This is a genomic window from Azonexus sp. (assembly GCF_030824335.1).
In the GTDB taxonomy this organism is placed as follows: Bacteria; Pseudomonadota; Gammaproteobacteria; order Burkholderiales; family Rhodocyclaceae; genus Azonexus.
Genome location: NZ_JAVBXX010000019.1, coordinates 77478 through 91951, shown reverse-complemented (window position 1 = coordinate 91951; position 14474 = coordinate 77478). Strand labels below are relative to the sequence as shown.

Here is a 14474-nt window from a genome sequence, read left to right as displayed (position 1 = left end):
TACAAGTTTTGGTTTAAGCCGCTTTAGCTCAGTTGGTAGAGCAGTTCATTCGTAATGAAAAGGTCGCCAGTTCGATTCCGGCAAGCGGCACCACTTGATGTGAGAAGGCCACCCTTAATCGGGTGGCCTTTTTGCTGTCCACGCGGTTTGACTTTGTGGGCGAAAAGTTTTTTGAAACTGTGTGTTAGTGCCAGTTTTTGCCGGCGCCATGAAAGGCTGGCAAAGGCTGGCGTCGGGTGGCGGCATGGTTTGTCGCCAGCGTGACTTTTTTTGCTGCCGTCTGGCGGTTAATATTCTCCTTCGGTCCATACGCTACCGTTTGGTATGGGGCGTTGATAATTAAAAGGAGAAAGCACATGCAGTTGAATAAAAAGATTTTTGTGGTGACTGGTGGCGGTTCTGGTCTGGGTGCAGCAACAGCGCGCGACTTGGTTGCGGCTGGTGCCAGTGTCGTGTTGGCCGATGTGAATTGCGCGGCCGGCGAGTCTCTGGCGGCAGAGTTGGGTAATGCGGCGGTTTTCGTCGAAACGGATGTGACCAGCGAGAGTTCTGCGGTCAACGCCATTCAAACGGCGATTTCCAAATTCGGCGCGCTGCATGGTCTGGTTAATTGCGCGGGTATTGCGCCGGCCGAGAAAGTGGTTGGCAAGGAAGGTCCGCACCGGCTGGAAAACTTTGCCCGCGTGATCAATATCAATCTCGTCGGCACCTTCAACATGATCCGTCTGGCGGCTGATGCCATGATGAAGAATGAGCCGGATGCTGGTGGTGAGCGTGGTGTGATTATCAATACTGCCTCGGTGGCGGCATATGAAGGCCAGTTGGGGCAGGTGGCTTATGCGGCATCGAAGGGTGGCATCGTTGCCTTGACCTTGCCGGTGGCGCGTGAATTGTCGCGTAGTGGTATTCGTTGCATGACCATCGCACCGGGAATCATGGAAACACCAATGCTGCTTGGCATGCCCCCGGAAGTGCAGGAGTCGCTGAACAAAATGGTGCCGTTCCCGACGCGCATGGGCAAGCCGGCCGAGTACGCCGCGCTGGTTCGCCACATTGCCGAGAACGCCTATCTCAATGGTGAGGTTATCCGTCTGGATGGTGCCATCCGGATGGGGGTCAAATAAACTATACTTGTTGCCCGTCCTCGTTCAAAAAGGCACTCCGGTGCCTTTTTTGTTGCATGTCCCAAGCCTCCTGTTATCACTGCGGTCTGCCTGTTCCCGATGATGTCGATCTGCCGGTTGTTGTGAATGGCGAGTCGCGGACGATGTGTTGTTATGGCTGTCAGGCGGTTGCCCAGTCGATTGTCGATAACGGGCTGGCCGACTACTACCGCAGTCGCGATGCGCTGCCCGAGTCGCCGCGTGAAGCCATGCCGGCGATTCTTGAGCAGATGGCGCTATTCGATCACGCCGATTTTCAGAAGAGTTTCGTCAAGGAGCTGGGTGAGGGCGAGCGTGAGGCTTCCCTGTTGCTCGAAGGCATCACTTGTGCGGCCTGCATCTGGCTGAATGAGCAGCATATTGGCAAATTGCCTGGGGTCACGGCGGTCAATATCAATTACACGACGCGGCGGGCGAAGGTGCGTTGGGACGAGTCGCGCATCAAGCTGTCCGATATCTTGCGCGCGGTGGCGGCAATTGGTTATCGCGCTTATCCCTACGATGCGGCAAAGAGCGAGGAGATTTCCCGCAGTGAGCGACGCGGCGCGTTGTGGCGCTTGTGGGTGGCGGGTTTCGGGATGATGCAGGTGATGATGTATGCCTACCCGGTGTATATCGCCAATGGTGACATGACTGTCGACATCGAAACCTTGATGCGCTGGGCTAGTCTGATTCTGACCCTGCCGGTGGTTTTCTATTCTTCCGCCCCGTTCTTTCGCAATGCCTGGCGCGATCTCAAACTGTTGCGCGTTGGCATGGATGTGCCCGTGGCACTCGGCGTGGGCGTGGCGTTTGCGGCAAGTTGCTGGGCGACCCTGCTTGGTGGGGGCGAGGTTTATTTCGACTCGGTCACCATGTTTGTCTTTTTCCTGCTCGGTGGGCGTTACCTCGAAATGACCGCGCGCCAGAAGGCGTTGAGCGTGACCGAGGCGCTGACCAAAATGTTGCCGGCATTTGCGCAAAAAGTGCCGAATTTTCCGGTCGACCGCGAAACTGAGCAAAAAGTGGTAGCTGATCTGCAGGTCGGTGATTATGTGCTGGTTCGTCCGGGCGACATCGTGCCGGCCGATGGGCGTGTGGTTGAGGGGGTTAGTTGCGCTAACGAGGCTTTGTTGACTGGCGAAAGTTTGCCTGTGCCGAAACAACCGGGTGATTCCGTGACGGGTGGTTCGATCAACGCGGCAAGTCCGCTGGTCGTTCAAGTGGAACAGGTTGGTCAGAGCACGCGTTTGTCGGCAATCATCAGTCTGATGGAGCGTGCTTCCCTGGAGAAGCCGAAAATTGTTGAATTGGCTGATCGCATCGCCAGCTATTTTGTTGGCTCGTTGTTGTTGATTGCGATTTTGACAGCGTTGGGCTGGTATTTTGTCGAGCCTTCGAAAGCGTTGTGGATTACCGTTTCCGTACTGGTTGTGACTTGCCCGTGCGCCCTGTCGCTGGCCACGCCCATCGCTTTGACCGTGGCGGCGGGGGCGTTGGCCCGGGATGGCTTGCTGGTCACGCGAGGGCATGCCATTGAAACCTTGGCACGGGCGACCCATTTTGTTTTCGACAAGACGGGGACGTTGACCAGTGGACAAATGTGTTTGCGCGATGTTCGGGTTTTTGGGGCAATGCCTGCCGGGGAGTGTCTCAATGTGGCTGCCGCTTTGGAGCAAGCTTCCGAACATCCGTTGGCCATGGCTTTGCGACATGCCGCATCCGGCGATATGCGCTATCAGTCAATTGATTCTTTAAGTGAGCCTGGTCAGGGAATTGAAGGCGTGATCAACGGTCGGTGCTACCGGATTGGTCGTCCTGCGTACGCGCTCTCTTTGAGTGGTGGCGAGCTGCCTTCTTCTGCGGACGACTGGCTGGAAAGTGGGGATACTGTTGTTTTACTGGCAGATGCTGAGGGTTGTTTGGCGCTGTTTCGTATTGGCGACGAACTGCGTCTGGAGGCCAAGGGTCTGGTTGCTGATTTGCGGGCTTCAGGCAAACATGTTGTTTTGCTGACCGGGGACGCCCCGGCTGTGGCTCGCCGGGTGGCTGGCGAATTGGGCATTGAGGATGTGCGGGCGGGGGTGACGCCAGCGGGCAAGCATGATTGTGTGAAGGCTTTGCAGGCTGCTGGCGCAGTCGTGGCAATGATTGGTGACGGTGTTAACGATGCACCGGTGCTGGCGCAGGCCCAAGTCTCCGTTGCCATGGGGGGCGGTGCTCAGTTGGCCCGGACGCAATCCGATTTCGTGCTGTTGTCGGAGAACCTCTCCCATTTGCGCACGGGTTTGCTTCGGGCTGCATTCAGCTTGGTTGTGATCCGGCAAAACCTTTGGTGGTCATTCGCCTATAATTTTGTGGCACTGCCGGCGGCCATTGCCGGGTATGTGACCCCCTGGATGGCGGGCATTGGCATGTCCCTCAGTTCCTTGCTGGTTGTGCTTAATTCGTTGCGTATTCAGCGCATGGAGAATGATTGATGGAAAGTGTCTATTTGCTGATTCCGATTTCGGTCATTCTGGTCTTTGGTATTGCTGCTGCCTTCTGGTGGTCGGTCAAGAGCGGCCAATTCGACGATCTGGAGGGGCCGGGGTTCAAGGTGTTGATGGACGATGATGATCGGCCTCAGGGTAAGGTTCTGGAAGAAGGCGAGAAAACACGCAGTAATTGACCTGCGTCAACGTCTTGGCCTGTTGCTGCTGGCAATATCCTGCTTCACGTGAGGCTGTGTGTCTCACAGTGATTCTCTGTTGGGGTTCGGGTGCGTTGCGACGCACCCATTTTTTTGTCAAATTTTTCTGCCTTGGCAATCGAAAATTGGGCCGCTCAGGTGCATTTGAGTCGTTTTCGTTGTCCTTTTGTGTTATTTGCAAGGGATAAGTCGCCCTTGGGAAATGCCGCTAGAGGCGGGGGTTGCCTAATTTCCCGAGGCTCTGAAGTTCGGTAGATTGATCTAGGTCAAAACGCCCCTCCTCAACTAGAATAACATCCGCTTTTATGTGCCCCCTTGGCTTCAGGGAGGTGGGCATTCCGTTTTTTATTAACGAGAGGTGGGTTCATGTCGGGAACACAAACCACATACAACGATAAGGTCGTACGGCAATTCGCTGTCATGACTGTAATCTGGGGCATTGTTGGCATGCTTGTCGGTGTCATCATTGCTGCGCAGTTGGTCTGGCCGGAATTGAATATCGGGCCATGGCTGACGTACGGGCGTTTGCGCCCGTTGCATACCAACGCGGTTATTTTTGCGTTTGGTGGCTGTGCGCTTTTTGCAACTTCTTACTGGTGCGTTCAGCGTACCGGTCATACCCGTTTGTGGGGCGGTCCGTTGATCCCCTTCACTTTCTGGGGCTGGCAGATTGTCATTCTGTTGGCTGCTATTACTTTGCCGCTCGGTATCACGTCCGGTAAGGAATACGCCGAACTGGAATGGCCAATCGATATCCTGATCACCTTGGTCTGGGTTTCTTACGGTCTGGTTTTCTTCGGTACTATTGCCAAGCGGACGGTTTCTCACATTTATGTGGCCAACTGGTTCTTTGGTTCGATGATCATCGCTGTTGCTCTGCTGCATCTGGTCAATAGTGCTGCTGTTCCGGTTTCGTTGACCCGTTCGTTCTCGGTTTACTCCGGCGTTCAGGATGCAATGATTCAGTGGTGGTATGGTCACAACGCAGTGGGCTTCTTCCTGACTGCAGGCTTTTTGGGCATGATGTACTACTTCGTGCCGAAGCAGGCTGGCCGTCCGGTGTATTCGTATCGCCTGTCTGTGGTTCACTTCTGGGCCCTGATTTTTACGTACATGTGGGCTGGTCCGCACCACCTGCATTACACCGCGCTTCCTGACTGGACTCAGTCGGTTGGTATGGTTTTCTCGCTGATTCTGCTGGCTCCGTCTTGGGGTGGCATGATCAACGGCATCATGACCCTGTCGGGTGCCTGGCATAAGCTGCGTGATGACCCTATTCTGAAGTTCCTGATCACTTCGTTGTCTTTCTACGGTATGTCTACCTTTGAAGGCCCGATGATGTCGATCAAGACAGTCAATGCGCTGTCGCACTATACGGACTGGACGGTTGGTCACGTGCACTCGGGCGCTTTGGGCTGGGTAGCCATGGTTTCGATCGGCTCCATCTATTACCTGCTGCCGAAACTGTTCGGCAAGACTGAGATGTACAGCACCAAGTTGGTGACGACCCATTTCTGGATTGCAACCATCGGTACCGTGCTCTATATCGCTTCGATGTGGATTGCCGGTGTGATGCAGGGCTTGATGTGGCGCGCGGTCAATGCCGACGGTACGCTGGCATATGCTTTCGTTGAGGGTGTCAAGGGTTCTTACCCGTTCTGGGCGATTCGTTGGTTGGGTGGCGTGCTGTTCCTGAGCGGTATGTTGCTCATGGCTTACAACATGTTCAAGACCATGGCTGGCGGTAACACCAAGGATGCACCGGTGATCGCTCCGGCAGCCCACCACGCCTGATTAGGGAGAACGACAAATGATCAAGCACGATCAAATCGAGAAGAACGTAGGCCTGCTTTTCATCCTCACGTTGTTTGTAGTCCTGTGGGGCGGATTGCTGGAAATCGTTCCGCTCTTTTTCCAAAAATCGACAACGGCGCCGGTTGATGGCTTGAAGCCGTATTCCGCTGCTCAACTTGCGGGTCGCGAAGTTTATTTGCGGGAGGGTTGCTACAACTGTCACTCGCAGATGATTCGTCCGTTCCGTGCGGAAACCGAGCGTTATGGCCATTACTCTGTTGCGGGTGAGTTCGTTTATGACCATCCGTTCCAGTGGGGTTCCAAGCGGACCGGTCCGGATCTGCACCGTGTTGGCGGTCGCTACTCTGACGAGTGGCAGCGTGCTCACCTGACGAATCCGCGTGATGTGGTTCCGGAGTCGAACATGCCGGCTTATCCTTTCTTGGCTAATACCAAGGCCAAGGACAGTGTCGCAGCCCAGATCGAGCAAAAGATGGGTGTCATGCGTGGCTATGCCAACATGCGCGGTATTCCGACTTACTCTGATGAGGATATCAAGGGTGCCAAGGCTGCCATCGGTGACATGTCTGAAATGGATGTGCTGATTGCCTATCTGCAGGTCATGGGCACGGCATTGAGCTCGATGAAGTAATGGCCATGGACATCAACGATCTGCGGTCTCTTGTCACGGTTGCCGGTTTGCTTTGCTTTCTGGCAATCGTAGGCTGGGCCTACGGCAAAAGCAGCAAGAAGGGGTTTGATGAAGCTGCCAACCTGCCGTTTGCAGAAGGTGATGATGATGGTGCGGCGTCACGCACGTCGCACCCGCGCTGAAATAAAGGAAAGCAAATGAGCGATTTCGTTAACGATTTTTGGAACCTGTATGTCATCGTGATCGTGCTCGCCAGTATTCTGGCTTGTGCGGTGCTGTTGATTGTTCAGGGCAAGGCAACTTTTACACCGGGCAAGACCATGGGTCATGTCTGGGATGAAACCCTTGAGGAATACAATAATCCGATGCCTAAGTGGTGGAGTTGGATGTTTGTTATCACCGTGGTTTTCGCCCTCGTGTATCTGGCACTTTATCCGGGTTTGGGCAACTTCAAGGGCATGCTTGGCTGGACCTCGGTTGGTCAGCACAAAGTGGAAGTCGATACGATGGATGCCAAGGTCAAGCCACTGTACGACAAGTACATGGCAATGGACCTCAAGGCTGTATCGGCTGACAAGACTGCCATGGAAATGGGTAAGCGTCTTTACTTGACCTACTGCATGCAGTGCCATGGTGCTGATGCCCGCGGTGCAAAGGGCTTCCCGAATCTGACGGATGCTGATTGGCAGTGGGGCGGTCAGCCAGAACAGATCGTCGAGACGATCACTGGCGGTCGTATGGGTGTGATGCCTCCGCATGCTCAACTTGGTGGAGAGACGATCAAGGATCTGGCCAACTACGTTCGCTCCTTGTCTGGTCTACCGAATGACTCGGTTCGTGCAACGAAGGGGCAGGCGGCTTTTACCGAAGCTGGCTGTATCGGTTGCCACGGTGCTGATGGTACCGGCATGCAAGCCTTGGGTGCTCCGAACCTGACTGATAAGGTTTGGTTGTATGGTTCTTCGGAGGCTGTTATTACCGAAACCATTACAAATGGTCGTCAGAACAAGATGCCCGCTTGGAAAGACTTCCTTGGTGAAGCCAAGGTTCGTCTGCTGTCGGCTTACGTTCTGAGCCTCGGCGCTAAGTAAGGATATTAAGGGGCGGCCGTGGCCGCCCCTTTTTTATCAGGTCTTGCCGAGTTTTATCAAAATGACGTTGGTTATGACACTGCTAAGCTTTGGTCAGCGTGATTTTGATAGAGAAGAAACTCATGAAATCCAGCGAAGATAATTCTCAGGAAATACTGCTCGCTCAATCGACGGCAGTATCGTTTTACGAGAAGCACAAGAAAATCTATATCCGCGATGTTCAGGGGCGGTGGACTACTTGGCGCTGGGCTTTCGTGTGGCTTACGCAAATACTTTTTTTCTGTACGCCGTGGCTCACCTGGAACGACCGTCAGGCTGTTTTGTTTCATCTGGTTGAGCGGAAGTTTTACCTCTTCGGGTTGGTGTTGTGGCCACAGGATGTTTTCTATCTTGCGGTTTTACTGATTATTTCGGCCTACGCTCTCTTTCTGTTTACTGCGGTCGCAGGACGGCTTTTTTGTGGTTACGCTTGTCCCCAGACGGTTTACTCCGAAATTTTCATGTGGGTTGAGAATAAGGTCGAGGGGGATCGCTCTGCACGGATGAAGCTCGACAAGAGCGCTCTGAGTGGCCGGAAGTTTCGTCTCAAGGCGATCAAACACTTGATCTGGTTAGCGATCTCGTTGTGGACCGGATTTACGCTGGTCGCTTATTTCACTCCGGTGCACGAGCTTCTCGTGGCCTTGCCGTTTGGATTGTCAGGGTGGGAGTTTTTTTGGACTTTTTTCTACGCAGGTTTTTGCTACATGCAAGCTGGATTTTTGCGTGAGCAGGTCTGCAAGTACATGTGTCCTTATGCTCGGTTTCAAGGGGTAATGTTTGATCCCGATACGCTGGTCATTACTTATGACCCTGAGCGTGGAGAACCTAGAGGGGCCCGGAAAAAGACGTCGGATTTGTCCTCTCTTGGGGATTGCGTCGATTGTGGCCTTTGTGTTGTCGTCTGCCCAACAGGCATAGATATCCGTAAAGGTATCCAGTACGAGTGTATCGGTTGTGGTGCTTGCATAGATGCCTGTGATCCTGTCATGGACAAACTTGGAAAGCCGCGTGGCTTGATTCGCTACACCACAGAGAATGCTTTGGAAAAACATTTCAATGCGGCGGAAGTGCTCCGGCACATCATGCGGCCGCGCATCTTTCTCTATTCAGTTATTCTTGTCCTCATCTGTGTTGCCTCCGCATGGTCAATAGCAACACGGGTTCCGTTGATGGTGGACGTCATTCGGGACCGTTCTACCCTGTCGCGGGAGGCTGATGATGGTGCGATTGAAAATGTGTTCAACCTGAAGTTAATGAACACAACCGAGCAGGCGCGTCGCTATCAGATTAGTGTCGAAGGGCTTGAAGGGGTGAGTCTTGCCGAACAGGCACTGGTCGATGTGGATAGTGCGGAGAATCACGAAGTTACAGTTATCGTCCGGGTCCCGTCTGGCAGTGGCAAGTCGGGTGCCAATACGATTTATTTCAATATCGAGGCCGAGGACGACGATAAAATCGTCGTCCGGGAAAAAGCTTCTTTCCTGATGCCCTAAAATGAATGTTGCGATGACTCTAAAAAATGATAAGCGTCCTTGGTACAAGGAGCCTTGGCCATGGATATTGATGGCTGGTCCTGGCGTGGTTATTGTTGCTGGCATTATCACGACCGTGATTGCGGTCCAAACCAGCGATGGTTTGGTCTCCGATGATTACTACAAACAAGGTTTGAGTGTTAATCAGCGCATGCAGCGTGATCAGCATGCAACACAACTTGGTTTACATGCTGACGTAATGCGTTCCGGGCTTAATCTGCGCTTGCTGATTACAACAGCCGATAGCTCGGCTTTACCACAGGCAATTACTCTGAGGCTGGCTCATCCAACGGTTGATGGTCGAGATCAGATAATTCAGATGAAGTCCGAAGGGCAAGGTTTTTATGGTGGCGCTCTGACTGCTGAAGTGATTGGTCGCTGGCATGTCACCTTGGAAGATCCTGCGGGTCACTGGCGACTACAGGGTGATTGGAAGGCGGATTCTGATGAGCCGCTCCGATTGAATGCAAGAGCAGGATAATTTTTTTTGTTACTGGGAGGTGACTTATGGCTTGGGAACTACTTTTTACGAGTGATATCGGCTTGATGAGTTTGGTGGTAATCGTCGGCGTTTTGGTGATTGGCGCAGGCATGGGAAAACTTTACTCAAGCAAGATGGATGAGGAATTGCGAAGCAAGGGCAAGTCGTAAGCACTTGTTTTGCTGAAAATGAAAATCCCCGCCGCTACGAAATGAGCCGCGGGGATTGTTTTTTCTGTTTGGGACGATATTTGGCGCTCTCGCTGCTTTTGCACGCGGTGATTTTGCTGTCTCATGACTTTGAGCTGTCGCCGATGCAGAGAAAACCTGAGCTTAGAACTCGGGTGTCTCTAAGGGCTCCTCTGCCGCAACTTGCCGATACCAGTCACACGCCGCTTGCTAGGGAACGGGTAAAGAAAGCACCTGATATTTCTGGCCGGCCGAAAACTGCCTCTTCTTCACGGTCGACCGCTGTTTTATCTAAAAACAGGCTTTCAGGTTCTACGACGACGCCGGGTAGTGTTGTGGCTGAATCTTCCACGCTGGATGAAATGGATGTTGCGCTCTATCGTTTGGCGCTTGCCCGTAATGCAAGTCGTTTGTTGGCCCTGCGGGGGCAAGAAACAAGGGAGGCCGGGGAGATGGCTTTCGAGATGGTGAAGCAGGAGGGGGGGGCTCCATCCTCTGTTCGCCTGTATTCAAGTACCGTCACTAAGGTGCTAAACGAAGAGATGCTGATGTTGATGCAGCTTGCCGTTAGCCAGACGCCAATTCCCTCTGCTTGGGAAGGGCACCAGGTTCGTATTCCTCTGCGCTTACACTTGGAATTGGAAAGTGCTCAGAGAGAAGAAAAGTCCGGATGTAGTTCGTGCTCGTGAAAACCGAAGGCGCCGCGTGTTCGGTCTGCGAGGTAGTGCTCGATACATAACTTGACACTGCGAAACGATAGCTGGCTCCATGGGATTTCATCTGCGGCAAACAATGCGACTTCCAGGCTTTCTGTTCCAGCGTGAAAATCGGGATTGAGCATGCGCCCTCGATAAAATAAATGAATCTGGTTGATGTGGGCCAAGCTGACCATGGAGAATGCAGCGGTGGTTTCAATCATTGCTCCCGCTTCCTCAAGTGTTTCACGGCGTGCTGCTTCTGCGGTCGTTTCACCGTTTTCCATGAAGCCAGCGGGAAGCGTCCAGTAGCCAATGCGAGGTTCGATGGCTCGGCGACAGAGTAGCAGTCGCCCTTGCCACTCCGCGATGCAGCCGACAATCAGGCGAGGGTTGTCATAGTGTATGTGGTCGCAATGGCTGCAGACATACCGGAGGAGGTTGTCTCCTGACGGAATCTGTAGGGCGACGCTGGCGCCGCATTGTGTGCAGTATGAAATCACGATTAGCTAGGCATGAGGAGCAGCTAGCAGTTTATCATCGGGAATTGTTGTGCGATCATGATGCTGGCTGTTGGCAACTTCCTTTGCTCTTCCCGGAAGGCTGTGGATACAATAGCGAAAACCAAAAAACGGTACATCCGTGCTGGCGTCGCTGGCGCTAAAAGGGGCTCCACATGTTTTTGATTGTCGGCTACGTCATTATCCTGGCTTCTTCGCTTGGCACGTATGCCGTTCACGGCAGTTTGCTGGCGCTTTGGGTGCCGCTCGAATATGTGGCTATTGTCGGCTTGACCATTGGTGGATTTGTCGCCGGCAATAGCATCACGGTAATCAAGGCAACCGTGGGTGCATTGCCTGGTGTTCTAAAAGGTTCTCCATACAACAAAGCTTATTACGTCGACGCTCTAGCTCTGTTGTTCGAAATTCTTTCCAAAGTACGGAAAGAGGGCTTGATGTCGATCGAGGGCGATGTCGAAAATCCGGAGTCCAGTCCAATTTTCACAAAATATCCCAATATTATTGCCGATCATCACGTGCTGGAGTTCATGACTGACTATCTACGCATGATGGTTGGGGGGAATCTGAATACCGTAGAGATCGAAGGGTTGATGGACGTGGAGCTGGAAACCCATCACCACGAGGCTGCTGAGCCTGCGCATGTCATGCAAAAGGTAGGGGATGCTACGCCAGCATTTGGTATCGTCGTGGCGGTTATGGGGGTGGTGAATGTGATGGGCTCGGTAGGTGAGCCCCCGGCCGTGCTCGGCAAGATGATCGGCGGGGCGTTGGTCGGGACATTTCTCGGTATTCTTGTGTCCTATGGGTTTATTTCGCCAGTCGCAAGTTTATTGGAGCAAAAAGCGCAGGAATCGGGAACCATTTTCAAGACGATCAAGATGGTTTTGCTGGCCTCTATGTCAGGTTATGCCCCGCAGGTGGCAATCGAGTTCGGGCGAAAAACGCTGGGATCGCATGATCGCCCGAGCTTCAGTGAGCTTGAGGAAGAACTCAAGGCGCGTAAGGGTAAATAAGATGGCTCAACTCATATGCGGTGAGCCTAGATGAGCGACGACTCCACGCGTCCTATCGTCATTAAACGAAAGAAGGTGGTCGCTGGTGCGGGCCACGGTGGTGCCTGGAAAATTGCCTATGCCGACTTTGTGACGGCAATGATGGCTTTCTTTCTGTTGATGTGGCTGTTGGGCTCTACTGCTAAAGGCGATTTGCAGGGGATTGCAGATTACTTTCAGAACCCCATGAAAGTGGCCATGAATGGTGGTCGAGGCAGTGGTGATGCCACCAGTATCCTGCAGGGGGGCGGCAAGGATTTGACGCGCCAGTCCGGGCAGGTGAAAAAAGGTGATGTGGAGGCAAAAAAGACGACAAGCTTCTCCAAAGAGGCGCAATTGGAGTTTCGTCGCAAGGAGCAGGAGCGCTTGGCTCTGCTCAAGGCAGAAATAGAGCAGATGATCGAAGGAAGCCCTCAGCTTGCCCAGTTTAAAAAGCAGCTATTGCTGGATATTACTTCTGAGGGGCTGCGCATCCAGATTGTGGATGAACAGAATCGCCCAATGTTCGACTCGGGAGGTGCTGAGGTAAAACCCTACACGCGAGAGTTGTTACGGCAAATAGGTAAGGCGCTGAATGGTGTCTCCAACCGGATCAGTTTGGCTGGGCATACGGATGCTGCGCCTTATGTTGGAGGTAATCAGGGGTTTTCCAATTGGGAACTTTCTGCCAATCGAGCTAATGCATCGCGTCGTGAACTGATTGTTGGCGGGATGGATGGGCATAAAGTGCTGCGGGTTGTGGGTTTGAGTTCAACGCTTTTGTTCGACAAAAACGATCCACTCAATCCAGTAAATCGTCGAATTAGTATCGTCGTGCTAAATCAGCAGACTGAGCAGGCGATCATGAATGAAGAGGGTGGCAAGGCCGATATCGGTGAGATAGATGATGTGCCTGCTGTCCTTGATTTGCCTGGCACAGCAGGAGGGCGTGCGGGGTGATGGATGAATAAAAAACAATTGCTGTTGATTGGTGTTGGCTGGACCCTGCTGGTTGTGTTGGTGTTGCTTTATGTCGATACCTCCGCCCGTTCGCCGGCGACGGTTTTTGCTTTCTTTTTGTCGTTGACCGGATGGATGTTGGCGGGGGCCCTTACCCGGAGCGCTGGCGGTGATGCAGTCGGCCCTCTTACGGCTCAGGCAGAGAAAAATGTGATTACTCACAGCAGTGAGTCCATGGTGCGAATTTCCACAGAGTTTTCCATCCAGATTCAGGAGATTCGCGATGAGGTCGGGCGTACTCAGGTGCTTTTCGGGGATGCCATCGATTCACTGGTTGCCAGTTTCAATCAGATGAATGAACAGATCCATCGGCAGCAAAAACTCGGCTTGATGGCCGTGATGCAGGATGGCGGTGAGGGCGGGCCGCTGGATTTTCATCTGTTTGCCACTAAAACTTCCGATACGCTGCGGCAGTTTGTCGATAGTGTCGTCGCAAACTCCAAGACCGCGATGAATCTGATCGAAATGACAGAGCAGATGGCGGCGCAGATGCGTGAGGTGCGTGGCATGCTGCGGGAAATTGAAGGTATTGCCAAGCAAACCAACCTGCTGGCACTGAATGCTGCAATTGAGGCCGCTCGAGCCGGCGAGGCTGGGCGCGGGTTTGCGGTGGTGGCTGATGAGGTACGAGATTTGTCCGGTCGCACCAATCATTTCAGTCAACAGATACGGACATCCCTGTTGTCGATCCAGGAAACGATGGCGGCGACGGAGGCGGCGATCAATCAGATGGCTGCTCAGGACATGAGTTTTGCTCTGACTTCCAAAGGGGATGTCGAACAGGCCATGGCTGATATAGAAGCTATGAACGGCCGCAATGAAAACGTGATGGGGGAGCTGAATGCTATCGCTGATCAGGTTGAGAGCACGGTTAACCAGGCGATCGTGTCTTTACAGTTTCAGGATATGGTTACCCAGTTGCTGGGCCATGTAACGCGCCGCCTTGAACTGCTCGATGAGATGGTCGGGGACGAAAATAGAATGGCGCAGACTTTGCGCGATAGTGATGATCCCGAGCAAACAGTACGTGTTCTTGATGAAATCAGGCAACATGTCGAATTGGTTTCCGGGAAACTGGCAATGCTAAAGCAGGGAGTCCAGCGGAATCCCGTTGCCCAAACGGCTTACGCCAGCGGCGAAATTGAATTGTTCTGAACGAAATACGAGGAAAAAATGGCAAAAACCATTCTTGCAGTTGATGACTCCGCTTCCATTCGTCAAATGGTCTCTTTTACCCTGAAAAGTGCTGGCTACGATGTTGTCGAAGCGGTTGACGGCCAGGATGGCCTGGATAAAGCCAAGTCACGTAGTATCAATTTGGTGTTGACCGATCAGAACATGCCACGCATGGATGGCTTGAGTCTGATCAAGAGTTTGCGTGCGCTTCCCCAGTATGCTGCGACGCCTATCCTGATGCTGACGACTGAGTCATCTGACGCGATGAAGACGCAAGGGCGGGCTGCGGGGGCAACCGGTTGGCTGGTCAAGCCGTTTGATCCGCAAAAACTTATTGAGGTCGTACGCAAGGTGATCGGCTGATTCTCCCCGCTTGGTGGGGCGAGTCCCTGCTGAATCCGTTTCCGGGTTGCTGAG

16 protein-coding genes and 1 tRNA gene are annotated in these 14474 nt (G+C 53.2%); 16 read left to right on the top strand and 1 reads right to left on the bottom strand.

From position 1 onward, the window contains the following. The first annotated feature begins 17 nt into the window (after nucleotides 1-17). From RCI20_RS12550 to RCI20_RS12495, 12 genes are all read left to right on the top strand, one after another. Nucleotides 18-93 (top strand) — tRNA-Thr (locus RCI20_RS12550). A 263-nt stretch (nucleotides 94-356) separates the two neighbouring features. After that, complete coding sequence (locus RCI20_RS12545) at nucleotides 357-1124, top strand: 3-hydroxyacyl-CoA dehydrogenase (protein ID WP_306606013.1); 768 nt, start codon at nucleotides 357-359, stop codon at nucleotides 1122-1124. A 56-nt stretch (nucleotides 1125-1180) separates the two neighbouring features. Next, the gene (locus RCI20_RS12540; RefSeq protein WP_306606011.1) at nucleotides 1181-3622 is read left to right on the top strand and encodes a heavy metal translocating P-type ATPase; all 2442 of its coding nucleotides are present in this window, start codon (nucleotides 1181-1183) and stop codon (nucleotides 3620-3622) included. Then, on the top strand, nucleotides 3622-3813 hold the full coding sequence (ccoS, locus tag RCI20_RS12535) for a cbb3-type cytochrome oxidase assembly protein CcoS (RefSeq protein WP_306606009.1): 192 nt from the start codon (nucleotides 3622-3624) through the stop codon (nucleotides 3811-3813). Before RCI20_RS12540 ends, ccoS begins: the two co-directional genes overlap by 1 nt. 387 nt (nucleotides 3814-4200) lie before the next feature. Beyond that, nucleotides 4201-5628 (top strand): cytochrome-c oxidase, cbb3-type subunit I, encoded by a 1428-nt coding sequence (gene ccoN, locus RCI20_RS12530; protein ID WP_306606007.1) that lies wholly within the window; start codon nucleotides 4201-4203, stop codon nucleotides 5626-5628. A gap of 19 nt (nucleotides 5629-5647) precedes the next feature. After that, nucleotides 5648-6280, top strand: coding sequence for a cytochrome-c oxidase, cbb3-type subunit II (gene ccoO / locus RCI20_RS12525; RefSeq protein WP_373691522.1), 633 nt, complete (start codon nucleotides 5648-5650; stop codon nucleotides 6278-6280). A gap of 5 nt (nucleotides 6281-6285) precedes the next feature. Then, nucleotides 6286-6462 (top strand): cbb3-type cytochrome c oxidase subunit 3, encoded by a 177-nt coding sequence (locus RCI20_RS12520; RefSeq protein ID WP_306606003.1) that lies wholly within the window; start codon nucleotides 6286-6288, stop codon nucleotides 6460-6462. Between the two features lie 15 nt (nucleotides 6463-6477). Beyond that, nucleotides 6478-7371 carry a cytochrome-c oxidase, cbb3-type subunit III gene (ccoP, locus tag RCI20_RS12515; RefSeq protein WP_306606001.1) on the top strand — a complete coding sequence of 298 codons (894 nt, stop codon included), beginning with the start codon at nucleotides 6478-6480 and terminating at the stop codon, nucleotides 7369-7371. A 122-nt stretch (nucleotides 7372-7493) separates the two neighbouring features. Then, on the top strand, nucleotides 7494-8906 hold the full coding sequence (gene ccoG / locus RCI20_RS12510; RefSeq protein ID WP_306605999.1) for a cytochrome c oxidase accessory protein CcoG: 1413 nt from the start codon (nucleotides 7494-7496) through the stop codon (nucleotides 8904-8906). Nucleotide 8907: 1 nt separating this feature from the next. Continuing rightward, a complete protein-coding gene (locus tag RCI20_RS12505; protein ID WP_306605997.1) occupies nucleotides 8908-9426 on the top strand; it encodes a FixH family protein in 519 nt (172 codons plus the stop codon). Between the two features lie 26 nt (nucleotides 9427-9452). Continuing rightward, nucleotides 9453-9596: a DUF3149 domain-containing protein gene (locus RCI20_RS12500; RefSeq protein WP_306605995.1), complete on the top strand. Its 144-nt coding sequence runs from the start codon at nucleotides 9453-9455 to the stop codon at nucleotides 9594-9596. Between the two features lie 80 nt (nucleotides 9597-9676). Continuing rightward, a complete protein-coding gene (locus RCI20_RS12495; RefSeq protein ID WP_306605993.1) occupies nucleotides 9677-10303 on the top strand; it encodes a hypothetical protein in 627 nt (208 codons plus the stop codon). Here the strand turns inward: RCI20_RS12495 and RCI20_RS12490 are convergent. Continuing rightward, entirely contained in the window at nucleotides 10264-10812 is a 549-nt protein-coding gene (locus RCI20_RS12490) for an NUDIX hydrolase (RefSeq protein ID WP_306605991.1), read from the bottom strand. The genes RCI20_RS12495 and RCI20_RS12490 overlap by 40 nt on opposite strands. 173 nt (nucleotides 10813-10985) lie before the next feature. Here RCI20_RS12490 and motA point away from each other — a divergent pair, with 173 nt between their 5' ends. Genes motA through RCI20_RS12470 form a run of 4 tightly spaced genes read left to right on the top strand, consistent with a single transcriptional unit; the run spans nucleotide 10986 to nucleotide 14420 of the window. Next, nucleotides 10986-11843 (top strand): flagellar motor stator protein MotA, encoded by an 858-nt coding sequence (motA, locus tag RCI20_RS12485; RefSeq protein WP_306605989.1) that lies wholly within the window; start codon nucleotides 10986-10988, stop codon nucleotides 11841-11843. A 30-nt stretch (nucleotides 11844-11873) separates the two neighbouring features. Then, a complete protein-coding gene (gene motB / locus RCI20_RS12480; RefSeq protein WP_306605987.1) occupies nucleotides 11874-12821 on the top strand; it encodes a flagellar motor protein MotB in 948 nt (315 codons plus the stop codon). A gap of 3 nt (nucleotides 12822-12824) precedes the next feature. Then, entirely contained in the window at nucleotides 12825-14036 is a 1212-nt protein-coding gene (locus RCI20_RS12475; protein WP_306605985.1) for a methyl-accepting chemotaxis protein, read from the top strand. An 18-nt stretch (nucleotides 14037-14054) separates the two neighbouring features. Beyond that, a complete protein-coding gene (locus RCI20_RS12470) occupies nucleotides 14055-14420 on the top strand; it encodes a response regulator (protein ID WP_306605983.1) in 366 nt (121 codons plus the stop codon). Nucleotides 14421-14474 lie beyond the last annotated feature (54 nt).